The organism is Streptomyces sp. NPDC090108 (assembly GCF_044747185.1).
Lineage (GTDB): Bacteria > Actinomycetota > Actinomycetes > Streptomycetales > Streptomycetaceae > Streptomyces.
This window is the reverse complement of record NZ_JBIVDQ010000013.1, coordinates 14,303-38,597: the sequence shown is the minus strand read 5'-3', so window position 1 is coordinate 38,597 and position 24,295 is coordinate 14,303. Positions and strand designations below refer to the sequence as shown.

11 protein-coding genes and 2 pseudogenes are annotated in these 24,295 nt (G+C 74.1%); all 13 read right to left on the bottom strand.

Features of this window, described 5'->3' with window-relative positions:
- Positions 1-91 precede the first annotated feature (91 nt).
- The 13 genes and pseudogenes from ACIPRD_RS32170 to hppD all read right to left on the bottom strand — a co-directional run bounded on the left by ACIPRD_RS32170 (position 92) and on the right by hppD (position 24,287).
- Complete coding sequence (locus ACIPRD_RS32170; RefSeq protein ID WP_401568226.1) at positions 92-868, bottom strand: thioesterase II family protein; 777 nt, start codon at positions 866-868, stop codon at positions 92-94.
- Positions 868-2,469 carry a hypothetical protein gene (locus ACIPRD_RS32165; protein WP_401568224.1) on the bottom strand — a complete coding sequence of 534 codons (1,602 nt, stop codon included), beginning with the start codon at positions 2,467-2,469 and terminating at the stop codon, positions 868-870. The genes ACIPRD_RS32170 and ACIPRD_RS32165 overlap by 1 nt, the downstream gene beginning before the upstream one ends.
- Positions 2,453-3,613, bottom strand: coding sequence for a 2-oxo acid dehydrogenase subunit E2 (locus ACIPRD_RS32160; RefSeq protein ID WP_401568221.1), 1,161 nt, complete (start codon positions 3,611-3,613; stop codon positions 2,453-2,455). The genes ACIPRD_RS32165 and ACIPRD_RS32160 overlap by 17 nt, the downstream gene beginning before the upstream one ends.
- On the bottom strand, positions 3,610-4,647 hold the full coding sequence (locus ACIPRD_RS32155) for a transketolase C-terminal domain-containing protein (protein WP_356409658.1): 1,038 nt from the start codon (positions 4,645-4,647) through the stop codon (positions 3,610-3,612). The genes ACIPRD_RS32160 and ACIPRD_RS32155 overlap by 4 nt, the downstream gene beginning before the upstream one ends.
- Positions 4,644-5,588 (bottom strand): thiamine pyrophosphate-dependent dehydrogenase E1 component subunit alpha, encoded by a 945-nt coding sequence (locus ACIPRD_RS32150; protein WP_356409661.1) that lies wholly within the window; start codon positions 5,586-5,588, stop codon positions 4,644-4,646. Before ACIPRD_RS32150 ends, ACIPRD_RS32155 begins: the two co-directional genes overlap by 4 nt.
- A 49-nt stretch (positions 5,589-5,637) precedes the next feature.
- Positions 5,638-5,847: pseudogene (locus tag ACIPRD_RS32145) on the bottom strand (acyl carrier protein); the annotation flags it as partial.
- An 18-nt stretch (positions 5,848-5,865) separates the two neighbouring features.
- Positions 5,866-6,072: pseudogene (locus ACIPRD_RS32140) on the bottom strand (MbtH family protein); the annotation flags it as partial.
- A 48-nt stretch (positions 6,073-6,120) separates the two neighbouring features.
- Entirely contained in the window at positions 6,121-7,470 is a 1,350-nt protein-coding gene (locus tag ACIPRD_RS32135) for an MFS transporter (protein ID WP_356409663.1), read from the bottom strand.
- Between the two features lie 7 nt (positions 7,471-7,477).
- On the bottom strand, positions 7,478-12,418 hold the full coding sequence (locus tag ACIPRD_RS32130; RefSeq protein ID WP_401568218.1) for a condensation domain-containing protein: 4,941 nt from the start codon (positions 12,416-12,418) through the stop codon (positions 7,478-7,480).
- Positions 12,415-18,729, bottom strand: coding sequence for an amino acid adenylation domain-containing protein (locus ACIPRD_RS32125; protein WP_401568215.1), 6,315 nt, complete (start codon positions 18,727-18,729; stop codon positions 12,415-12,417). Before ACIPRD_RS32125 ends, ACIPRD_RS32130 begins: the two co-directional genes overlap by 4 nt.
- A gap of 106 nt (positions 18,730-18,835) precedes the next feature.
- Positions 18,836-20,692: a BTAD domain-containing putative transcriptional regulator gene (locus ACIPRD_RS32120; RefSeq protein ID WP_401568214.1), complete on the bottom strand. Its 1,857-nt coding sequence runs from the start codon at positions 20,690-20,692 to the stop codon at positions 18,836-18,838.
- A gap of 51 nt (positions 20,693-20,743) precedes the next feature.
- The gene (locus tag ACIPRD_RS32115; protein ID WP_401568211.1) at positions 20,744-23,227 is read right to left on the bottom strand and encodes an aminotransferase class I/II-fold pyridoxal phosphate-dependent enzyme; all 2,484 of its coding nucleotides are present in this window, start codon (positions 23,225-23,227) and stop codon (positions 20,744-20,746) included.
- On the bottom strand, positions 23,217-24,287 hold the full coding sequence (hppD, locus tag ACIPRD_RS32110; RefSeq protein ID WP_401568208.1) for a 4-hydroxyphenylpyruvate dioxygenase: 1,071 nt from the start codon (positions 24,285-24,287) through the stop codon (positions 23,217-23,219). Before hppD ends, ACIPRD_RS32115 begins: the two co-directional genes overlap by 11 nt.
- Positions 24,288-24,295 lie beyond the last annotated feature (8 nt).

The window sequence follows — 24,295 nt, the reverse complement described above, 5'->3', positions numbered from 1 at the left end:
GTTCTGAAAGCATACATGCGGTTGGCATATTTTTACTTTAAAGGGAACGGAATTTGAGGTGCGTGCGGGCGGTATTCCAAATCCCGCAAACTTATCGGGCGTTCACCTCTTCCCGGAATGGTCCGTTCCGTATCGCTCCGCAGAACTCGGCGCCCTGGTCACGGTAGTAGAAGTGGCCCCCGGGCAGGGTCCGGTACCCGAAACCGGCGGTCGTCCAGGCCCGCCAGCCCGCGAGATGGCCGTCGCTCACCCATGGGTCGTCCGCCCCGCCGAGCGCGAGAAGCGGAACCGAAAGAGGGCCATGCCGGGGCCGGTAGCGGGCGAGCATCAGGTAGTCGGCCCGCATGACCGGAATCACCATGTCGGCGAATTCGTCCGCGCCGGCCGGTGCTCCCGCCGCGGCCGCGCCCTCGGCCATCTCGGCGAGCCATTCCCCGCGTCCCATCGCGAGCACCTTCTCCGCGTCCAGGCGCTGGCGGTCCGGAGGGCGGGCGGCCGAGACGGCCACCCACGCCGGCGGCCGGCCCATCTCCGTGAGCAGCGCGGCGATCTCGTAGCACAGCACACCGCCCATGCTGTGGCCGGCCAGGACCAGCGGGCCGTCGCCGGCGTGCCGGACGATGTCCCGGGCGGCCTCCTGCGCCAGCCCGGACAGGCCGGAGGCGTGCGGCTCGCCGATGCGGGGCCCGCGACCCGGGTACTGGATCACCAGCGCGGTGTCGCCCGGCCGCAGCAGCCGGGGCGGCAGATCGGCGAGCGAGTACGCGCTGCCGCCGGCGAACGGGGCGAGCACGAACGTCACGCCCCCCTCCTCACCGGCGCCGCCGAACCGCCACAGCAGCGGGGTGAGCGGCCTGCGGCCCGCCATCAGCGCTCCACCGCCCGCACCGCGACCGTCCGCCCGCCGCCGTCCTGCCACGTGCGGTCCTCGGCCTCGGCGGCGAACTCGAGCGCGACGCCGTTGCGCCCGGTGGGGGTCAGGACGAGCTCGACCGCAGCGCAGCCGCGGCGCCCCGCGATCTCCACGATCTCGCCGAGGACGAGCGGCTCGACACCGCGGCCCATCACCGGGCACGACACCGAGAACACCTCGACCCGGCAGACCCCGGCGGAGAACTCCAGCGCGGCCACCGCCCCCAGCCCGTAGTCGCCGAACCGGTCGCGGACGTCGGCCGTGAGCAGCAGCCGGCCGTCGCCGGCGAAGCGGGCGGGGTCGAACCCGTCGGGCACGGGGCCGAGCACGAAGTCCTTGGCCCGCGCGAGCAGTTCGACCGCCTTGGGGTGGACGGCCTCCACGGCCTCCCCCGGCTCGCCGAACGTGACCGAGACGTCCAGGCCGGCCACGAAGTCCGCCAGCGACAGCGTCCCCGCGGACTCCCCCGGCGGCACCGGCGGGGCCGCGCCGTCCGGGCCGGGCCGCCCGCCCAGCGGCCGGTCGAAGACGCCGGCCTCCTGCAGCTGCGCCGGCCAGGACTCGGGGGCCGGGCCGAGGAGCACCGCCTCCAGTCCGTCCACTCCCCCGGCCTCGCCCGCCAGCAGGGGGTCCGCGGTCAGCAGCAGGCTCGGTCCGAGATCCGCGGCCACCGCGCGCAGCGGCCCGGTGTCCGCCGGCGCCGGCCAGGCGCCGGCGAGGTACGGCGCCAGCGGCGCCCAGTCGCCGGCCAGTGCCTCCAGGAACGGCTCCCGGTGCTCCGGCGCGGCCACGGCGAGGCGCATTCCGGCCTCCCCCAGCCGCAGCAGCGGGTCGCGCAGGACCTCCGCGTACGCCGGGGTCACGAGGTCGCCGCCGAGGACCATGGCGCGGGGGACGCCGCCGAAGCGGGTCCGCAGCAGCCGGGCGATGCCCAGCCCGAGCCGCCAGAACACCTCCTCGGTGTAGGGGATGCGGGCGAACGCGTAGAGGGCCGGGTGGTGGGCGCGCAGTGCCCCGACGTCGCGCACGGCCTCCTCCGCGTCGGCGACCAGCACATGGGGGTGGCCCGCGAGGCGGTCCCGCAGCCGCTGTCTGGCGGCCGTGGCGGCCGCGGCGATGCCGTCGGGGCGGCCGGCGTCGGCGGCTCCGCCCCTGAGGTGGGGCAGGGCGGGGAGCACGAACACCAGGCACGTGCCCCTGCGGTCGGCCGCCGCCCGCGCGGCGTCCGCGAGCCGCAGCAGTTCGGCCTCCTCCTCGCCGTCCGGCATCTCCTCCCAGCGCGGGGCGACGACCAGCACGTCGGGGTCGAGCCGGGCCGTCTGCCCGCGGTCGTCGAGGCACTCGGGCATGATCTGGTTGTACGGGCCGACGACGATCTCGGGGACCAGGTCCGCGTCGGCGAGCGGCACCTGCAGGTACGGCTCGACCGGGTCGATCGTGTAGGTGGCGAGCAGCCCCACGGTCAGGACGGGCGGGGCCGCCGGCAGGCCGCGGCGGCGGGTCCGTACGGCGGCGGCCGCGGCGGCCGGGGTGTCCCGTTCAGCGGCCGTCTGCATCCGGGCCCGCCTCCCCGTCGCGGGCGCCGAGCGCGGCGGGCGACTCCAGTGCCTGCTTGACCGCCTTCAGGAACTCCACCGCGGTGCTGCCGTTGACGAACCGGTGGTCGTAGGCGAGCCCGACGACGGCGACCGAGCGCGGGGTGACGGTGCCGTCGTCGGCGAACACGGCCTCGCGGCGGACGCCGGCCAGCGACACCGCGCACGTCTGGCCGGGGAAGACGATGGGCTGGGCGAGCAGGACGTCCTCGTCGCCGTTCAGGGACAGCAGGATGTTGGCGCCGTCCAGGTCGTCCGTGTGGAAGGCCTCCCGCATGGCCTTGATGCGGTAGTCCATGAGCAGGCCGGAGATGTCGGCGAGGGTCCGTGCGCCCGCGTCCTTGACGACCGGCGCGGACAGGCCCCGCCCGACGTCGACGGTGACGCCGACGTGTGCCGCCTCGGGCAGCAGCAGCGTGTTCTCGTCGGTGGGGGTGCCGTAGCAGAGGGGGAACCGCCCGTGCAGGCCGCCGAGTACGGCCACGAGCAGTTCGGGGAGTCCGATGAGCGCTCCCGTGCGCTCCGACAGTTCCCTGGCGGCGGCGAGGGCCGGGTCGACGGCGACGACGACGGCGGTGAAGGCGGCCGGGATCTCGCGGTGGGAGCGGGAGACCGCGGCGGCCACCGCGCGCTGCACCCGGTTCGGGGTGTGCGTGGTCGCCGTGCCGGCCTGCGGGGCCTCGCTCAGCAGCCGGCGTACGTCGGACTCGCGGACGACCTTGAGGCCGAGCCGGGCCAGGGCGGCCGGTTCGACGCCGTGCTGTGCGGCGAGCAGCCGCGCGGGTTCGGTGAGCGTGGGCAGCCGTTCGGCGGGCTCGTCCGGGGCCGTGGGCGCGCCGGTGCGGCCGGCCAGGAACTCCTGCCGGTCCGCCTCGGTCGCGAAGAGGCGGGCGATGACGTCTCCCTGGGCGCAGTCGGCCGGGGCGGCGGCCAGCCGCTGCAGGATGCCGTCGTGCTCGCAGCACAGTTCGTCGGCGGCCTTGGAGGTCTCGATCACGGCGACGGGGTCGCCCTCCTTGAGCTGCTGGCCGTCCTCCGCGAGCCATTCGACGAGCACGTACGCGGTGTCGTTGCTGTTGAACTTCGGCACCTCGATGTCGGTCACACCGGGCTCCTTTCCCCCCGCAGGTCCGCGAGTACGGCGTCGCGGATGGTGTCGGCCTGGACCAGTACCTGGCGTTCCAGATGGACGGCGGCCGGGATGACGCTGTCGGCCGAGTGGACGAGCCGGACGGGCCGGTCGAGCCGCCCCCACAGCCGCTCGTGCAGGACGTGCGCGACCTCCGCGCCCCAGGTGCCGCCCGCGGTGCTCTCTTCGACGACGCAGACGTAGGAGGCGCGCCGGGCCGCGTTCACCAGCGGCTCGGTCTCCACCGGGTAGAGCCGGGAGGGGACGACGAGCCGGCAGCTGATCTCGTGGCGCAGCAGCAGGTCGCGCATGGCGCTCAGGGCGCGCTCCGCCATGCCGCCGGGTGCGATGAGGAGGCAGTCCGTGTCGCCGTCGGCGTCGGCGTACACCTGGGCGGGGGCGGTGTCGCGGGCGCCGAGGAAGTCGTAGTCGAACAGGTCGTCCACCCGGCCGTCGGCGGCCGTCCGGCGGGTGTAGAGGACCTTGTCCTCGATGAACACGCAGGGTTCGCGCAGTGCCAGCATGCGTTCCAGGACGGTCCGGTTGTCGTGGAACGGGGACAGCTCGAACAGGGACAGTCCCGGGATCCCGATGAAGTGCTTGAGCAGGCTCTGGCTGTGGGTGGGGCCGTAGCCGCGGCCGCCGCCGGACGGGCAGCGCACGATCAGGCGCATGGGGTGCGGCCGTCCGTACATGGACACGGACTTGCTGGCGAAGTTGAGGATCTGGTCGAAGGCGAGGGCGGCGAAGTCGCCGAACATGATCTCGACGATCGCCGCGTCGCCGGTCATGGCGAGTCCGGCGGCGACGCCGACGATGCCGTTCTCGCTGATCGGGGTGGTGATGACCCGGTCCGGGTGGGCGTCGGACAGTCCGCGGGTCACCTTGAAGGCTCCGCCGTAGGGGTCGGCGATGTCCTCGCCGAGCACGTAGAGCCGGGAGTCGGCGCGCAGGTGTTCGTGCAGCGCGCTGTTGAGGTTCTCCACCACGCGTACCGGTCGCGGGTTCACGCGGCGCTCCAGACCGACGAGGGCCTCGCGGCCACGTCGTCCACGAGCCGGGCGATCTGTGCCGCGGCGGCCGCGTCGGCCTGTGCGAACCGTTCGCCGAGCGCTTCGCGGTAGCGGGTGTGCCAGTCGGCCGCGCGGACGCGGCGCAGTTCCGTTTCGGTGCGGGTGTCGTCGCCCTTGCTGTGCGGGCCGAGCCGGTGTGTGACGAACTCCAGGACCAGCGGGGCGCCGTCGCGGACCCGTTCGAGGCGGGGTGCGGCGGCGGCGCGTATCTCGGCGGGGCTGGTGCTCTCGACGCGCAGGTGGGCGATGCCGAACGCGGCGGCGCGGGCCTGGATCGTGCCGGCCATCTGGGCTCCGGTGGGGGTCGACTGGGCGATGCCGTTGTTCTCGACGACGACGAGGAGCGGCAGGCGCCACAGGGCCGCGAGGTTGAGGGCCTCGTAGACGGAGCCCTCGCCCCAGGTGCCGTCGCCGACGTAGGCGAGGGCGAGTGCTCCCGGCTCGTGCCGCTTGAGGTGGAGGGCGGTGCCGGCGGCGACCGGGAGGCTCTCCCCCTGTACGCCGGTGGACAGGTAGCGGTCGCGCAGGACGTGCTGGCTGCCGCCGACGCCGTTGCAGACGGCGCCTTCGCGGCCCATGATCTCCGCGAGCAGGCCGGCGGGGTCGCCGGACCGGGCGATGTAGTGGCCGTGGCCGCGGTGGTTGCTGAAGACGTAGTCGCGCTCGTCGAGCAGGGGGTCGAGTGCGACGGGGACGTACTCCTGTCCCAGGCAGGTGTGTGTCGTGCCGTGCAGCTCGCCCCGCGCGAACAGGTCGAGGAGGGCGAGCTCGAAGTGGCGGATCAGCAGCATCGTCGCCAGATCGGCGTCCGCCGGTGTCCGGAGGCGGGCGCCGTCGGGCGGCGTTGCGACGGCTGTCGTCGCCAGGTCGTCGGTCATGTACTCGTTCTCTCCCGGTGTCTGCGGTGGGCGAGCCGGACGCGTGCGGTCAGGCGAGCACGTTCTTGGCCCGCAGCGTGTCCCGGATCGCGGCGACGGAGGTCAGGTCGCGGATCTCGGCCTGCGACAGCGCTATGCCGAAGGTGTGTTCCAGGGCGATGACGAGCTGGACGTGCTTGAGGCTCGTCCAGGCGCCGGACCTGCCCGGTCCGGCCTCGTCGTCGATCTCCGCGGGGTCGGTCTCCAGGACCTCGGCGATGAGCCGGACCAGCGGGGTGGCGTCGGGCGCTGGGTCGCGGACGGACCGTGGGCGCATGTCCGTCCACACCTCCTCGATGTAGGCGAGGCACTCCTCCTTGCCGGCCGTCTTGCCGGCGTCGTGCCAGCCGGGGGGGTTCTCCTTGTGGTCCGGCCAGACGGAGTGCTGGCCCTCGTCGTTGACGACCACCCGGTAGGCGGGGGCGGCCGAGCCGGTGTCGGTCATGGGGGTCTCCTTCCAGGTGGTGGTTCAGGCGGTGGTTGAGGCGGTGGTTCAGGTGGCGTGCGCGGTGGACGTCTGCGCGGGGGGTACGGTCTCGCCGCCGCCGTCCGGCAGGAGGGCCTCGGCGTTGCGGATGGTGGGGGTGAGGAAGCCGATGACGGCGAGGACGACGGCGGCCAGGCCGGACACGATGAACAGGACGGCGATGCCGCTTCCCGGTCCGGTGCCGGTGACGGGGCCGAAGACGGAGGCGAGCCAGCCGTGGGAGCGCATGGCCGGTTCGAAGACCTGGTCGGCGAGGACGCCGGCCGAGAGGTAGGCGAGGGGGCTGGCGATGTTCTCGGTCATCTGGACCGCGGCGAAGATGCGTCCCTGGAGGTGGGGCGGGGTCTTCTCCTGCCAGATGCTCTGGTTGTAGCCGTCGATGAAGGGGAGGGCTCCCCAGCCGAGGAACAGGGCGATCGACCAGATCCAGATGCCGTCGAAGCCGAAGAAGATCCGTCCCGGTACGGCCAGGACGAGGATCGCGACGAGCATGCGGAAGATCTTCTTGTCGGTGGGTTTGAGCATGGCCAGCCAGATGCCCGCGCCGGTGCCGCCGATCGCTCCGACGGCCTGGACGACGCCGAGGGCGCTGGCGGAGTCGTCGGTGCGGGCGAGGACCAGTGGCGGGAAGAGGACCCAGCCGAACGCGGACAGGAAGCTGATCGAGAGCATGATGGTCAGGAGTCCGACCAGGGGTGGCCGGCGGGCGATGTAGGAGAAGGCCGTGCCGATCTCGCGCCGGAATCCGGCCGCGGGTTCCGTGGTGTGGTCGCGGGCGGGGGTGGGCGGCAGGACGACGGCGAACACCGCGGCGACCGCCAGGGCGCACGAGGCCGCGTCGACGGCGAGGACCGGGGCGATCCCGATCGCCGCGACCAGGGGTGCGGCCAGGGCGGGGGCGACGACGTAGGGGGCGGCCCGCAGCATCGTCATCATCGCGTTGGCCCGGGTGTAGCCGCCCTTCTCGATCATCAGGGTGATCGTGGCGCCGTAGGCGGGGGCCTGGAAGGCGAGGAACGCTCCGGTCAGGAAGTTCACCGCGTACAGCTGCCACAGCTGTGGGTCCCCGAACAGGTAGACGAGGAGCAGCAGCAGGGTCACGACTCCCGCGCCGACGTCGGAGGCGATGATCGTGACGCGGCGGTTCCACCGGTCGATCAGTGCCCCGGCGAAGGGGGAGAAGAGAACGGTCGCACCGAAGGCGACGAACGAGAGCAGCGTCACGTTCAGGGCCGAGTGCGTGTCTTCGTAGACACGGACGCCGATGGCGAAGTTGGTCATCCGGGTACCGACGGACGACAGGATCTGGCCGGCCCACATCACAGTGAACCCGGTGAAACCAGAGGCGCGTTTCACTGGTGAATCATGCCTTTCCCTCTGTGGGTTGTTCTTCGGTCGTGCCGGCGGCGGGCCGGCGGTGACGATCGGCCTGTGCGGCGATCGTCGGCCGGGCGGTGAACTGCCCGGGGGTGATGGGGAGACCGGCCCGGCGGGCCTGGTGGGCGGCCTGGATGGCGAGCATCGAGTCGCCGCCGAGGGCGAAGAAGTCGTCGTGCACGCCGATCCGGGCGACGTCCAGGTGCAGCAGGCCGGCCCAGATGCGGGCCAGTGTCCGTTCCCGTTCGTCGCGGGGGGCTCGGCCCGTCTGTTCCTTCAGGGTCAGCGGCGCGGCCGGTGCCCGGTCGGGGGCCGTCATCGGCGGGTCCAGTTCCCACCGCTCCTGCACGCCGGCCCAGGGGTCGTCCCCTTCGGGGAGGAGCAGCGTGTACTCGGCTGTTCCCGTCCCGTCCATGGCGGTGAGCGTAGCCAGCGCCGTGTCCACGTCACCATTGATCATTCGGACAGCTTGGCCGTCGCCGATCCGGTCCGGTGCGGGGGTGCCGGGCGGTACGCAGACGGCGAGGCGCCGGCCGCGGGCGTGCTGGAGTGCGGCCAGCCGGAGCAGGTCGGCCCGCGTCCAGCCGGCCGCCGTGGTGACCACCCACCGCACCGGGGGGACGCGGAAGGCCTGGTGCAGCCGTCGTACGGCCGTCTCGGCGGCCGGCTGCGGTGAGGGGCCGGTCAGTACCTCGGTCGCCGGGACGGCGGCGAGTTCCACGTGGAGGCGGGCGTCGAGGCGGGCTTCCAGCCGGGGCGGGAGCAGGCCCTGCGAGGGGCGGGTCAGTACCACCAGCGGGCGGCTCGATCCGGACCGGTGGGTCCTGACCGCGGCCACGAGGTCGCTCACCGCGTCGTCCAGGCGGCGCACGAGGGTGCCCAGCCGTCCGGGCGGCGGTGATCCGGCCAGGTCGGCCCAGCGCAGCACGACCACGTCGATGCCGTCGGGGCCGGCGCAGAAGGGGCCGGCGGGGTCGAGGAGGGTGGCGAAGACGCGGGGGGTGACGGTGAGGCCGGGCGGGGAGTCGAACCGGGTCAGCAGCCGCTGGGTCTCCTGGCGGATCGGTCCGGCCGGGCGGGTCGTGGCGATGGCGAGCCTGGGCACGGTGGTGGGCGGGCCGGTGCGGGCGGGTTCCGGCAGGGGTGGTCCGGGGACGGCGCCGTCGGGTGCGTCGCTCATCCGGGAGAGGACCGACTCGAAGCGGGAGAGGAGGTCGTCCACCACGTCGCCGTCGAGTCGGGCGGTGTCGTACTCGACGTCCGCCTCCAGTGCTCCGTCCCGCCTTCGGCGCAGGTGGAGGAAGAGTTCGAACGCGGTGGGCGTCGCGGGTACGTCGTGCGTCTCCACGGTGATCCGCGGCAGGTCGAGGCCGAGGGAGGGTTCGTCGACCACGTTGAGGGCGTGCTGGAAGACGGGGTGGTGCGAGGGGGTGCGTGGGGGGCGGACCTCCTCGACGATGCGGGCGAAGGGCACGCCGCGGTGCCGTTGCGCGCTCAGCACGGTCTCGTGGACGCGGCGCAGCAGGGCCCGTGCGGTCGGGGCGCCCGACAGGTCCAGGCGCAGGGGCAGCAGGTTGGCGAAGCGGCCGATCAGGCCCTGCAGTTCGGGGCGGTCCCGGCCGCCCGAGGGCACGCCGAGCACGATGTCTCCCCGCCGGCTCTCCTCGCCCAGCACCAGCGCGTAGGCGGTGAGCAGGACGACGAACGTGCTGACGCCGCACAGGCGGGCGAGTTCCTCGGCGCGGGCGCCCAGGTCGCCGCGCAGCGGCCGGGTGGAGGTGCCGGCGGCCCGGGCCGGGACTGCGTCGTGGGGGTCGTGGGGGTCGTGGGGGTCGTGGGGGTCGTGGGCGCGGGCCAGTTCGAGCCGTGGCGGGGCGTCGCGCAGGCGGTCGGCCCAGTAGGCGGAGTCGGCGCGGGCGGTCTCGCCGGCCAGCCGGTCGTTCTCCCACACCGCGTAGTCGGTCATCTGGACGGGCAGCGGGGGCAGCGGCTCGGCCAGGCCGAGCCGGGCCCGGTAGGCGGCGGAGAGGTCGGTGAGGAGGAGGTGCCAGGATCCGTCGTCGCAGGCGATGTGGTGCATGCCGATCAGCAGGTGGTGGCGCTCGGGGCCGTCCTTGAGGAGCCGTACCCGCAGCAGCGGTCCCGTCCGCAGGTCGTAGGGGTGTGCGGCGTGCGCGCGGATCGCGGCGGCCGGTTCGTCCGGGCGGCCGGTGAGGTCGTCGGTGCGGGCGGTGGGCCACCAGCAGTCGAGCCGGTCGTGGACGGTGAGGACGGGGCGGTCCTGTTCGGTGCCGAAGGTGGTGCGCAGGCCCTCGTGCCGCCCGACGACGTCGTCCACGGCCGCGCGCAGCGCCGCCTCGTCGAGCGGTCCGGTCAGGGTCGCCGCGAAGGTGACCGCCGCGGAGGTGGTGCCGAGCTGGGCGAGCGCCCACATCCGCCGCTGGGTCGGGGTCGGCTCGACGGGCCGGTCGCGGGGTGCCGGGACGACCGCCGGGTGGCCGCCGGGCTGCGGCGCGGCCTCGTCCTGGGAGGAGCGGGCCCGGTCGATGGCGCGGGCCTGCGTCGTGATCACGGGGTCGGCGTAGAACTCGTGGAAGGGCACGGTCACGCCGAACTCCCGCTGCACCTGGGCCAGTACGCGGGTGGCCAGCAGTGAGTGCCCGCCGAGGGCGAAGAAGTTGCTGTGGGTGCCGACGGCGTCGGTGTCGAGCTGGTCGGCCCACAGGGCCGCCAGCCGCTTCTCGGTCTCCGTGCGCGGTGGCACGTACTGCTCCGGGTCCGCTTCCGCGGCGGGCTCCGCGGGGCGTCTCACCGAGGTGAGGATCTGCGCGGCGGTGGCGAGCCGGGCCGCGGTGTGGGCGGCGCGTCCGGGCCCGGGCGGCGCGGTGCGCCAGGCGGCGTGCAGCCGCCGGACGGCGAGCGTCGCGAGCGCGGCGAAGAACTCCTCGGTGTAGGGGACGTGTCCGAACGCGTCGGCGGCGGGGTCGGCGGTCTCGGTGACGCCGAGCCCGGCGGCGAACTCCTCGGGCCAGGTCACTTCGACGCCGGGCACGGTGGCCAGGCCCCGGGCGAGGCGTTCGTCGGCCGCGTCGGAGCCGGTGCCCTCGCGGGACGGGCAGACCATGATCAGCAGGGGTGTGGCGGTGCGGGAGCGGAAGGAGGCGACGGCGGTGAGCAGTTCGTCGGCGACCTGGGTGAGGTGGTCCTGCGGGGGGATGTCGTGCCGGTGGCGGGACCAGTCCTCCCAGCGCAGCAGGACGATCTGGCCGTCGCCGGCGTCGCCGCCGAGGAGTTGCTGGAGGAGCTGGCCGTAGGGGGCGAAGCGGGTGTGGAACGGCACGCGGGAGTACCCGGACCAGAACCGCATGGTCTCGCCCATGGGTTCGGCCGTGAACGAGGCGGCGACGTGGACGGTGCGGCGGCGCACCGGGACCAGTTCGGCGATCGGCCTGTCCGGGGTCCGGGCGAGCGCGGTCAGTACGGTGGCCAGGTCGTCGGCGATGTGCCGGGCGGTCTCGGCCAGGTAGAGGTCGGTGCTGTATCCGAGGTGGCCGGTCAGTCCGCCGGCCGTGCGGCGCAGGGTGAGGAACATGTCGAAGTCGGTGGTGCCGGTCTCGACGCGTTCGGGTGTGAAGGTGACGCCGGCCGCCTCGCGGGGTGCGGCCGAGCCGATCTCGCTGACGCTGAGCATGATCTGGAACAGCGGGTTGTAGGCGGGGCGCCGGGTGGGGGCGAGTTCGCGCACGAGTTGGGAGAAGGGGACGTCCTGGTGTGCCGCGGCGGCGGCGGCCGATCGCTGGACGCGGCGCATCAGTTCGTCGCCGGAGGGGTTGCCGGAGAGGTCGACCCGGGTCACGAGCGTGTCGGCGAAGCAGCCGACGAGCGGTTCGAGTTCGGTGCGGCTCCGTCGTGCGACCGGGGTGCCGAAGAGGATGTCGTCCTGTCCGGTGGCCTGTTGGAGCAGGGCCGCGAAGGCCGCGTTGACGACGTTGTTGAGGGTGACTCCGGCCCGCCGGGCCACCGTCGCGAGGCGGTCGGTGACGTCGGCGGCGAGGGCGAACGGGGTGTGGGCGCCCCGTCCGCTCGGCAGGGCGGGGCGGGGGTGGTCCTCGGGGACGGTCGAGAGGGCCGGGGCGCCGGCCAGCCGCTCGCGCCAGTAGGCGAACTGCGGGGCGAGGCGTCCGTCGGTGGCGGCCTCCCGTTCGGCCGCGGCGTGGTCGGCGAACCGCAGCCGGAGTGCGGGGAGTCCGGCGTCCTTGCCGTTGCGGCGGGCGTAGCAGGCGACGAGGTCGCCGAGGAGGACCTCGGTGGACCAGCCGTCGGTGACGATGTGGTGGGCGCAGACCAGCAGCAGGTGCTCGTCGGGGCGCAGGCGGAACAGGGTGAGGGCCAGCGGAGGGGCGGCGGCGAGGTCGAACACCGGCCGGGTCCGTTCGGCGATCAGCCGTGCGAGGGCCGGGGAGTGCGCTGCGGCCGGCTCTCCCGTCGCCGCTTCCACGGCGATCACGGGCAGGGGTGGCAGGAACGTGTCGAGGACGCTCTGGCGGGGTCCGTCGGGTGTCCTGCGGAAGACGGTGCGCAGCGCGGACTGGCGGGTGACGACGTCCCCGACGGCCGCGTGCAGGACGGAGGGGTCCAGCGGGCCGGTGAGCCGGACCGCGAACGTGACGGGTACCGACCGGCCGGGTGAGAGCTGGTCGGCCAGCCACAGCCGTTCCTGTGCGGGTGACAGGGGCAGTGCTTGTGTGCCGCCGGTCCCGGGGGCGGGCGCGGCGTCCGCCGGCGCGGGGGCTGCGGATGCAGGGGCGGCCGGCGCGGGGGCGGCCGTCGCGGGGGTGGTGGCGCCCTGCTGGGCGAGTCGGGCTTGGAGCAGTCTGCGCTGCTGCGGGGTGAGCCCGTCGAGCAGTTCGCCGAGGTCCTTGGTCATCGCAGCGTCCGTCCTTCGAGGTCCGCGACGCCGTCGGCGACAGCCGCGAGCATGAGATCGGCCATGCGGCCGGCGAGCCCGTCGCGGGCGAGGTCCGGCCGCACCCGGACCATCAGCTCCCGTCGCTCCGAGAGCGGCCGCCGCGCGACGGTGACGGTCATGGGGAAGTCGTTGCGGTCCGAGTACCAGAACTCCAGCGGCCGGACGTGCCGGAGGCCGGCGAGGGGGTCGTAGGCGTGGAAGTCGGCGTAGTTGAACAGGACGTCGAACGGCGCGGAGCCGAGGGCGCCCCGCAGGGCGGCCAGCGGGAACCTCCGGTAGGGGGTGATGCCGCGTTCCGCGGCCCAGGCCGCGGCGACCACCTCGCCGAAGCCCGCCGCGTGCGTGGTGTCCACGCGCAGCGGCACGCTGTTGACGAACATGCCGATCATCCGGTCCGCGCCGTCCTTCTCGGCGCGGCCGTTGACGGTCAGACCGGTCACGACGTCGCCGGAGCCGGTCAGTTCGGCCAGGGCCCGCAGGTGCGCGGCGAGGAAGACGCTCTTGACCGGCACGGCCAGTCGCGCGGCGGCCGCCCGGGCGCGTTGCAGCATGGCGGGGTCGAGGGCGCGCCGGACGTCGACGTCGGGGCCGGCCGGCGGGGTCCGCACGGACGGCTCCTCCCCCACGGGTGCCGCCGGGGCGGCCGGTGCGGGCCGGTGTCCCTTCAGCATCGTCTTGAAGAACTCGGCGGCGCCGGGATCGGTCGCGGTCCGCTGTTCGAGGGCCACGAAGTCGCGGTAGCCGCCGGTCGGCGACGGCTGCGCGGTGCCCGCGTCCGTCCCGGACGAGCGGAGGTCGTAGGCCCGTACGACCTCGGTGAGGAAGACGGCGAGGCTCCATCCGTCCATCACCGCGTGGTGGACGGACAGGGCCAGCGTCCATGAGCCGTCGCCGTGGTCCAGCGCGTGGCACCGGGCCAGCGGAGGCCGGCTCAGGTCGAACCACGCGTGCCAGTTCGGCGTCCACCACTCGCGCACGGCCGCCGCGTGATCGCCCGCCGGCCCGACCGGTGCCTGGACCACGGTCAGCGGGACGGGTGCCTCCTGGTGCACCCGCAGGAGCGGCCCGTCGTCGTGCAGCAGGTCGAACGAGGCGCGCAGCAGGTCGTGCCGGGCCGAGACGTCGTCCAGTGCGTCGCCGAGTGCCGCGGGGTCGAGCGGCCCGGCGAGGCGGACGGTGCTCAGGTCGTGGTAGAGGGTGGGGTCGTCGCGGATCTCGTACTCGTAGATGATCCCGGTCTGCAGCGTCGCGGCGGGGTAGGTGTCGGTCAGGCCGTCCTCCGGGCCGCCGGCCGGGTGGCCCGCCGATGGGTCGGCGGGGCGGCCGGACGGCTCCTCGTCCGCGCCGGCCGCGCCGGTCTCGGGGCGGGCGGGGTCGCCCGCGCCGAGGACGGTGCCCACCAGTGCGGCGATCGTCGGATGGGTGAAGAGGTCCGCGACCGTCATCGGCAGCCCGGCGGCCCGTGAAGCGGCCACGACCTGGACGGCGTGCATGGAGTCGCCGCCGAGCACGAAGAAGTCGGCGTCCTCGCCGACCTGTTCGACGCCGAGCACGTCGGCCCAGATGGCGGACAGGGTGGCGGTGGCGGAGGCGTCCGTCCGCACGGGCGCCTGCCGCCCGGTGTCCGGGGCGGGGAGCGCGTCCCGGTCGAGTTTGCCGTTCACGGTGAGCGGCAGCCTGTCCAGGACGACCAGCGCGGCGGGCACCATGTGCGCGGGCAGCCGCCCGGCGAGGCGCCGGCGCAGCGCGGCGGCGTCCGGCCGGGTGCCGGGCGCGGGGACGACGTAGCCGACGAGCCGTTGTGTCCCGTCCCGGTCGGCGTGCACCACGACGGCGGCCGAGCGGACCTCCGGCTCGGCGAGCAGGGTCGCCTCGATCTCGCCGGGTTCGATCCGGAAGCCGCGCAGTTGCACCTGCTGGTCGGCGCGGCCGCAGAACACGAGTTCGCCGTCGGGGCGGAGCACCGCGAGGTCGCCGGTGCGGTACATGCGGGCGCCGGTGCCGGTGAAGGGGTCGGGCAGGAACCGCTGCGCGGTGAGCGCGGGGCGGCCCAGGTAGCCGCGGGAGACGCCGGCGCCGCTGACGTACAGCTCGCCCTGGACTCCGACCGGGACGGGCTGGAGGTCGGCGTCGAGGAGGGCCAGTCCGAGGTCGGCGAGCGGGCGGCCGATGGGGCTGGCGGCCGCCTCGGCGTCCGCGGCGGTCAGGGGCCGGGAGGTCACGTGGACGGTCGTCTCGGTGATTCCGTACATGTTGACGAGGCGGGGGGTGTGCTCGCCGTAGTGGGCCAGCCAGTCGCGCAGTGCGGCGGGTTCGAGTGCTTCGCCGCCGAAGACGACCAGGCGCAGGTCCGTCGGCGGGTGGCCGCGGTCGGCGGCGGCCGCGGCGAGTTGCCGGAAGGCCGACGGGGTCTGGCTGAGGACGGTGACGCGCTCGTTCCTGAGCAGGTCCCAGAAGGCTTCGGGGTCCCTGCTCAGGGCGTAGGGGACGACGACGGCGCGGCCGCCGTGCAGCAGGGCTCCCCACAGTTCCCACACGGAGAAGTCGAAGGCGAAGGAGTGGAACACCGACCAGGTGTCGTGGGGGCCGAAGGCGAGGTCCGCGGCGGTGGCGGTGAAGAGCCGGGACACGTTGGCGTGCGTCACCATGACGCCCTTGGGGCGTCCGGTGGAGCCGGAGGTGTAGATGACGTAGGCGGTGTTGTGGGGGCCGGCGCCGCCGTCGGGCGGGGTGTCCGGCGCGGTGGTGTCGTGGGCGTCGGTGACGTCGACGAAGTCCGCTCCCGGTATCAGGTCCGTGTGGCGGCGGTGTCCGACGACGGTGCGGCAGCCGGAGTCCTCGACGGTGAGCGCGAGGCGGTCCGGGGGGTAGCCGGGGTCGAGCGGCAGGTAGCCGGCGCCCGACTTGAGCACGGCGAGGATCGCGACGGCGGTGTCGGTCCCGCGGTCCAGGCAGATGCCGACCAGGGTCTCCGGCCGTGCGCCGCGGGCGCGCAGGCGGTGGGCCAGCCGGTTGGACGCCAGGTCCAGCTCGCGGTAGGTGAGGCGGGTCCGGTCGTCGCTGACGGCGACCCGGTCGGGGGTGCGGGCGGCCTGGGCGGAGAAGAGTTCGTGCAGGCAGGCGTCGGGGCCGGGCGGGCCGGCGGGGAGGATCACCGCGTGTTCGGCGTCGGTGGCGGGCCGCAGGGTGCCCAGTGGGGCGCCGGGGTCGGCGAGGGCCGCGTCCAGGAGGCGGGTGTACCAGTCCAGGAGGCGCTGGGCGGTGTCGCGTTCGAAGAGGTCGGCGCTGTATTCGGCGGTGACGCGGATGCCCTGGGGCAGTTCGTCGATCTCGAGGGTGAGGTCGAATTTCGCGGTGCCGTTGTCGAGGGCGACGGGTTCGGCGTCGAGTCCCGGCAGTGCGGCCTGCGGCCGCAGGGGTCCCTGGTAGGCGAGGGCCACCTGGGCGATCGGCTGCCGGGACAGGTCGCGGTCGGGTGCGATCCGGGCGACGACGGCGTCGAGGGGGACGTACTGGTGCTCGTGGGCGTCCATCGTGAGGTCTCTGGCCTCGCGGAGGAAGGAGCGGAAGGTCCGCCGGGCGTCGGGGCGCAGGCGCAGCGGCACGGTGTTGGTGAAGAAGCCGGCCAGGTCCTCGGTCTCCAGGGCCGGCCGGCCGGCCGTGGGCGTGGCTATCACCATGTCGTCGCCGGCGCCGGCGAAGCGCAGCAGTGCGCCGAACGCGGCGAGGTGGACGGCGAACGGGGTGGCGTTCTCGGCGGCGGCCAGGGCGGCGACGGCGGCTGCCCGGTCCGCGGGCAGTGTCGTGGTGACCCGGCCGCCGGTGTGGGTCTGGACGGGTGGCCGGGGCCGGTCCGCGGGCAGGTCGATGCGGGTGGGGGCGCCGCTGAGTGTCTCGCTCCAGTAGGCGAGGCCGGACTCCAGTGCGCCGGAGCGGGTGAGGGTGTGGTGCCAGTGTGCGAAGTCGGCGTACCGCAGGGCGGGCGCGGGGAGGTCGGGGCCGGTTCCGGTCTCCCGGGCGTAGAGCAGGGCGAGATCGCGGTCGAGGACGTTCTGCGACCATCCGTCGGTGACGAGGTGGTGCATGACCGTCACGAGCAGGTGGTCGTCCGGTGCGCACGCGTAGAGGGTGGCCCGCACGAGCGGGGTGCCGCGGGTGAGGTCGAAGGGGCGTGCGCTCTCGGCCGCGGCCTGGGCGAGCACCTCTTCGGGTGGGCGTCCGGTGGCGTCGACGAGGTGCAGTGCGGTGCGGTCCGGGGTGGCCCGGGACACGGTCAGGTCGCCGTCGGTGAGGGTGAAGGCGGAGCGCAGTGCGTCGTGGCGGTCGGCGAGGGCGGCGAGGGCGCGGTCGAGGGCGGCCGTGTCGAGGGGGCCGTGCAGCCGCAGTGCGGAGGGCACGTTGTAGGCGGGGGCGGCGGCGGGGTTGAGGTGGGACAGGAACCAGAGCCGGCGCTGTCCGGGTGCGGGGACGGGGGGTGTGTCCGTGGGGGTGATTTCGGGGAGGGAGGTGGGTGCGGGGTCTCCGGCGCGGACGAGGCGGGCGACATCGGCGAGTGACTCGGCCGCGTGGAATGCGCGCAGGGTCGGGCGGGCTCCGAGGTCGGCGGCGATCCTCGTGAGGACGCGGGCGGCCTGCAGGGAGCTGCCGCCCAGCCGGGTGAAGCCGTCGGCCCGGCCGACGGGGCGGACGCCGAGGACGTCCTCCCAGATGGCGGCCAGGGTGCGTTCGAGGTCGTCCGCGGGTTCTTCGTAGGGGGTGCTGTCGGGGCGGGGGCTGAGTTCCAGGGTGCGCAGCACGGCGCGGTCGACCTTGCCGCCGTGTGTCTGCATGGGCAGTGCCGCGAGCGGTACGAACAGGGAGGGGACCATGGTCGGCGGCAGCGCGGTGGCGGCTTCGCGGCGGAGCCGGGCGGCGGAGAGGCCGGTGCCGCAGACGAAGGCGACGAGCCGGGCGTCGGCGCCGTCGCCGCGGGCGGTGACGGCGCACTGGCGGACGCCGGGGAGGGCGGAGATCACCCGTTCCACCTCGGCGGGTTCGATCCGGACGCCGCGGATCTTGACCTGGTCGTCGGTCCGGCCGGCGAACTCGAGCTGGCCGTCGGGCAGTACGCGTGCGAGGTCGCCGGTGCGGTAGAGGCGGGCGCCGGGCTGTTCGGCGAAGGGGTGCGGGACGAAGAGGTCGGCGGTCAGCGCGGGCTGGCCCAGGTAGCCGCGGCTCACGGTCGGGCCGCCCAGGTAGAGCTCTCCCACGGTTCCGGGTGCGACCGGCCAGAGGTCGGTGTCGAGGACGTGGGCCTGGACGCCGGGGAGCGGGTGGCCGATGGGCGGCGGCCGGTCGGGGAGCCGGCGGTCGCTGGTGGTGGCGATCAGGGTGGTCTCGGTGGGGCCGTAGGCGACGTGGAGGTCGCGTCCCCGTCCCCAGCGTTCGGCGACGTCGGTGGGGACGGCTTCGCCGCCGACCACCAGGGTGCGCAGGTCGGGCAGTTCGGTGTCCGGGAGTACGGCGAGGACCGAGGGCGGCAGGAACGCGGTGGTGATCCGCTGCTGTTCGAGCAGGCGGGCCAGTCCGGGGCCGACCAGGTCGGCGTCCGGTGGCAGGAGGACCACCGTGCCTCCGTTGGCCAGTGGTCCGAAGATCTCTCCGATGGTCGCGTCGAAGGTGATCCCGGCGAACTGCAGGGTGCGGGTGCGCGGGCCGAGGCGGACGCGGCTGCCGATCCCGGCGAGGAAGGCGGTCACGCACCGGTGTTCGACCATGACGCCCTTGGGGCGTCCGGTCGATCCGGAGGTGTACATGATGTAGGCCAGGTCGGCGGGGCGTACGGGCGTGGGGTGGGGGGTGCCGGCGGGCGGGTGGCCGGTGTGGTCGTCGACCAGTACCGCCGGGCAGGCGTCGGCGGGCAGCCGGCCGGCGAGGTCGGTGCGGGTGACGACGAGGGCGGCGCCGGCGTCGTCGAGCATGACGCCGAGCCGGCGGGGCGGGTGGGCCGTCTCCAGTCCGATGTAGGCGGCGCCGGACTTGAGCACCGCGAGCAGGGCGACGACGAGTTCGGGAGAGCGGTCGAGGAGGATGCCGACGCCGGCGCCCCGGCGGGCGCCGTGCGCGCGCAGCCGTGCGGCGAGGCGGCGGGCCGCCTCGTCGAGTTCGGCGTAGGTGAGGACGGTGCCTTCCTGGACGACCGCGGCCGCCTCCGGGGTCGCCGCGGCCTGGCGTTCGAACAGGCCGTGCAGGGTGTCCATGCCGTTCGGGTGGTCATGGGCGCTGGTCATGGCTGGCGGGTCCACCTCCCTGCGGCCCGGCAGCGGACCGCGGTGCCCAGCCTGGTCGGCGGCTCTGGCGCGGCGCTGACGGCCCGCTGGTGCGGCGTTGACGCGTTCACGCTCCGTCGGTGCCGGCTGCGGGCAGCCGTCTCACGGTTCCGGGTTCGGGGGTCAGTTCGGCCGCGACGAGGCGGACCAGGGTGGGCATCCGGTAGCGGCCGTCCCGTTGTGCCAGCAGGAGGTGGACGTCGGCGAGGGTGTGGAGGGCGGCGCGTACCCGGGCGGGGGTGAGTCCGGTGCGTGCGGCGATCATGGGGGCGGCGGCGCCGGTGGAGTCGACCTGGGGCCAGTCGCCGAGTGTGCGGAACATCGTTCTGGCGTCCGCGGGCAGCAGCCGGTCGTAGGCCGCGCGGATGCGGGCGCGCAGGGTCAGTCCGCCGAAGGCGAGTTCGTCGAGGCGCCGTTGTTCGTCGGAGAGCTGGCCGGCCATGCTCTTGAGGGAGAGTTCGGGCCGGGCGGCCAGTCGTGCCGCCACGATGCGAATGGCGAGCGGCAGGTTCTCGCAGAGGTGGACGACGGTGCGTGCGGCCATGAGTTCCGCGTCGATCCGTTCGGGTCCGGCGGTGCGGCGCAGCAGGTCCAGGGCTTCCTCGTCGTCCGGGACGCGCAGGGTGAGGTGCGTGGAGCCGTCGATCATGGTGAGGGCGCGTCTGCCGGTGACCAGTGCGGCGGAGTTGCCGGCTCCGGGCAGCAGCGGGCTGACGTGGCCGAGGCCGGCCGCGCCGTCGACGACGACCAGCACGCGGCGGGTGGCCAGGGCGGAGCGGAACAGGGCGGCCGATTCCTCGATGCCGCGGGGTACCGCGGTGACGCCCAGCATGGGGAGCCAGCGGCGGAGGATCTCGGCCGGTCCCGTCGTGGTGTCCTCGTCCTCGTGCAGGTTGGCGTAGAACTGGCCGTCGGGGAAGCGGGGGGCGAGCCGGTGTGCCGCGTGCACGGCGAGGGTCGTCTTGCCGGCTCCGGCCGAGCCGCTGATCATTCCGACCCGTCCTGTCCATTCTTCGGCGAACCAGCCGCAGACTTCGGCCAGTTCGGTGCGGCGGCCGACGAACGTGGAGGTGTCGCGGGGCAGTTCGGCGGCCAGTCGTGCCGGTTCCTGGCCGGTGCCGGGGCGGGTCCGTGCGGTGGCGGCCCCCACGAACCAGAAGCCGTCGGCGTCTCCCGTCCTGCCGACGGCGCGCGCGGACAGGATGTCCCTTTGCAGCTGGCGTAGTTGGGGTCCCGGTTCGATGCCGAGGTCTTCGCGCAGGCGGGCCCGCAGGCGTCCGTACGCGGCGAGTGCGTCGGCTCTGCGGCCGGTGCCGCAGAGTGCCACCATCAGCAGTGCCCAGAGGCGTTCGCGGTAGGGGTGGGAGGCGACCAGGGTCTCCAGCCGCTGCACCATGGTGGCCTGCCGTCCGAGTGCGAGTGCGGCCTCGGCGGCGTCCTCGGCGACCGCGATGCGCTGGTCCTCCAGGCGCTGGATGTCGGCCTGGAGGGCGGTGGCGGACACGTCGGCGAAGGCGGGGCCCCGCCACTGGTCGAGGGCTGCCTGGAGGGCGGTGAATCCTTCGTCGAGGCGTCCGGCCTTGATGGCCGCGCGGCCGCGGGCCGTGAGTTCCTCGAAGCGGTGCAGGTCGAGTGCGCCGTCGGGCACCCTCAGGCGGTAGCCGCCCGCTTCGGTCACCAGTGCGGTGTCCGGGCCGAACCTGAGGATCTGGCGGAGCCGGTAGACGTAGGCCTGGAGGGTGTTCTTGGCTTTGGCGGGGGGTGCGTCGCCCCAGACCTGGTCCTCCAGTTCGTGGACGGGGACGGTCTGGCCGGCCCGCAGGAGCAGGACGGCGAGGACGGTCCGCTGTTTGTCGGCGGCGATGTCGATCAGCTGGTCGCCGTCCCATACCTGGAGGCAACCGAGGATCCGGAAGTGCATCATGCTCCCTCGTGTCCGTGCGACGGTCCCCCGCCGTCGGATCGGGCCCCGGGGTCAGGAGACGCGGACGTGCCGGGAGTGGTCGGTGACGAAGGCGGCGAGGCGTTCGATGCCCTCGACGGCCTGCTGCCGTGTGAGGTAGCTCCACGCCAGCCGGATGACGTGCTCGCCGCCGGCGCCCGGGTGGAAGTAGCGCATGGGGGTCCAGATGACGCCGTACTGTTCGGCGGAGACGGCGAGTGCGGCGTCGTCGGCGGCGAACGGGACGGTCACGGCGAGGAAGAAGCCGCCCGCGGGGTGGTTCCAGGAGACTCCGTGCGCCGCCCGTTCCCGCTCGGGGAAGAGCCGGCCCAGTGTGTCGAGGACCGCGGCCAGGTTGGCGTCGTAGGCGGAGGCGGCCGCCGCGTTCCGCTCCCGCAGGGCGAAGTCCGACTCCAGGAGCAGGCCGCCCACCACCGCCTGGCTCAGGCTCGGGGTGTTGACGGTGAGCATGCTCTTGAGTTTGGTGATCTCGTCGGCGAGGCGGGTGCGCTTGCCGTCGCCGTCCTCGACCTCCTGGTCGGCGACCAGGTAGCCGAGCCGGGCGCCGGGGAAGGCGGACTTGGCGAAGGATCCGATGTGGACGACGCATCGTGCCGGGTCGAGGGCCTTGAGCGGTGGCAGCGGCTCGGCGGAGCCGACCGTGCGGTAGGGGCTGTCCTCCATGATGAGGACGCCGTGCCGGGCGGCGGCGGCCAGCAGGTCGTGGCGTGCCTGCAGGGGCATGGTGGTGCCGGAGGGGTTGGAGTAGTCGGGCACGACGTAGCAGGCGCGTGGTCTGTCCCCCCGTGCCTCGATCTGCGCCACCGCCCGTTCGAGGGCCGCCGCGGTCAGTCCGTCGGACTCCTCCGGGATCTCGGCCAGGGCGATGTCGAGCATGCGGGCCGCGCCGGTGATGCCGACGTAGCAGGGGCTGGCGACCAGCAGCACGTCCCGCGGGGAGGCGAACAGGGTGCGCAGCGTGAGGAACATGGCTTCCTGCGCCCCGACCGTGACGACGATGTCGGCGGGGTCCGCGCTGATGCCGTCGTCGGCGAGGGTCCGGGCCACCAGGTCCCTGATCTCCCCGGCGGTCGGGCCGTACTGGAACAGTGTGGTGCGGATCTGCTCCTCGGTGCGGCCGAGGCCCGCCAGGTGGTCGATGTAGTGGCGCAGCCACCGGAACAGCTGCCCGGTGTCGAAGAAGTCCTCCAGCGGCCTGCCCGGTGCGAAGGAGACCGCGTCGGGGTGGCGCATGGTGATCTCGTTGAGGAAGTTCATCGTGTCCATCACCGGTTCGGACACGCTCGCGTGCAGTCCCGCCTTGGACAGCACTCCGCCGCCCGCGTCGGCCGGGACCGCCGGAGCCGCCGGAGCCGCCGGGGCCGGGACGGCCGGGGCGGGGGCGGGCGGGCGCGCCGGGGTGGAGGTGGTGGGCGGCGTGGTGTCGAACAGCAGCGTGGCGTCCAGGTCGGCGGGGGTGCGCCGGCCCGTCTGCAGCAGTACGTCGGCGAATTCCTCGGAGAGGATGCCGAGGACGTCCGCGGCGCCTTCCTCGCCGGCCGCGGCCAGCCCGTGGAGCACGGGCCGGCCGACCAGTACGGCGTCCGCGCCGTGGGCGACGGCGGCCGCGATGTCGCGGCCGGCCCGCACCCCGCCGTCCAGGAGGACGGGGCAGCGGCCGCCGACGGCGTGGGCGACGGCCGGCAGCGCGTGGAGCGTGGCGGGGGCCGCGTCCAGCTGGCGGCCGCCGTGGTTGGAGACGATGATGCCGTCGGCTCCGGCGCCGACCGCCCGGGCCGCGTCGGCGGGCGTGAGGATTCCCTTGAGGAGCAGGGGCAGTGGGCTGGCCGAGCGCAGCCGGTCGACGACCGACCAGTCCAGCGCCGGGTCGAGGTCGGAGCGGGCGTGGACGTCGGCCGAGGAGTAGGTGTCGGAGGCCGGCAGGTTCACCGGCCGTACGTGGCCGGGCAGGCGGAAGGTGTTGCGGGTGTCGCGGTGGCGGCGGCCCAGCCGGGGCACGTCCACGGTGAGGACCAGTCCTTCGAAGCCCGCGGCGGTGGCGCGCTCCACCAGTTCGCGGGTCAGCCCGCGGTCGCGGAAGCAGTACAGCTGCAGCCACAGCGGGCCGGTGGCGGCGGCCGCCAGTTCCTCGAAGGTGCGGCCGGCGAACGTGCTGACCACGGTCGGGACGCCGAGGCGGCCGGCGGCCCGTACGGTGGCGAGCTCGCCCTCGGGGTGGACCATGGTGTGGTGGGCCATGGGGGCGACGGCGGCGGGCATCGCCCAGGTCCGGCCGAACAGGCGTACCGAGAGGTCGGGGGTGCCCGCCCCGGACAGCACCCGCGGTGCGAGCCGTACCGCCTCGAAGGCCGCCGTGTTGGCGGTGACCGCGCGTTCGTCGCCGGCGCCTCCGCAGATGAAGTCCCAGATTCCCGGGTCGAGTGCGGCGCGGGCGGCCTCGGCGTAGTCGCCGAGCGTCACCGCGGGCGTGCGGCCGGGCCTCGGCTCAGCCCGCATCGGTGGCTCCCTCGCGGTTCTGCTCGCGCTCGACCGCCTCGTAGAGTCCCTTGATGTTGCCGCTGCCGAAGGTGCGTGCCCCGCGCCGTTCGATCAGCTCCAGGAACAGTGTCCTGCGGGCGTAGGGGGACCGGGTGAATATCTGCAGCAGCAGGCCCCATTCGTCGCGGTCGGCGAGGATGCCCCTGGCCCGCAGGTCGGGGAGTTCGGCGCCGAGTTCCCCGACCCGGTCCTCGACCAGGTCGTAGTAGGCGGCGGGCGTCTTGAGGAACTCGACGCCCTGGCCGCCGAGGCGCCGTACGCCTTCCCTGATGTCGCCGGTCCCGAAGGCCACGTGCTGGACTCCGGCTCCGCCGTGGGACTGCAGGAACGCGTCGATCTGGCCGGGGTCGTGCGTGGCGTCGGGTTCCAGGATGGTGAGCGTGATGCCGCTGGCCGGGTCGCTCACCACCTTGGACTGCATGGCCTGCTGCCCCACCTCGATGAACTCGGAGAAGATCTCCTCGAAGCCGAACATCTGCTGGTAGCGGCTCACCGTCTTGTCCAGCTCGCCGACCGGGACGCACACGGCGAAGTGGTCGATGTCGCGGAGCAGTTCGCCGTCCGGGGGTGTGGGGTGCCCTTCGCCGACGGGGATCAGGTCGGGGTGGGGAAGCGGCGCACCCTCTTCGATTAGCGTGTGCATGACATCCCCGAAGCCGCGTACCGCGGCGCTCAGGACGGTGCCGCCCGCTCCGGTGCGGGACGCCGGCTCCATGACCGGTTCGGCGCCGTTGGCCACCGCGGTGCGGAAGGTCTGCGCGACGTCGGGCACGGCGATCGCGATGTCGGCCACGCCGTCGCCGTGCGCGGCCACGTAGCGGGCGACCGGGTCGGCGGCGTCGGTGGCCGAGGTGAGCATCAGGCGGATGTGGCCCTGGGCCAGCAGCACCGTGTGGGTGGACCGGCCCGAAGGCGACTCCGCGACCGGCCGGAAACCGAAGGCGCCCGCGTAGTAGTAGGCCGCCTGGCAGGCGTCGCCCACGTAAAGGTGGACATGACTGAGCCGTGCGTGCTCCATGACTGCCC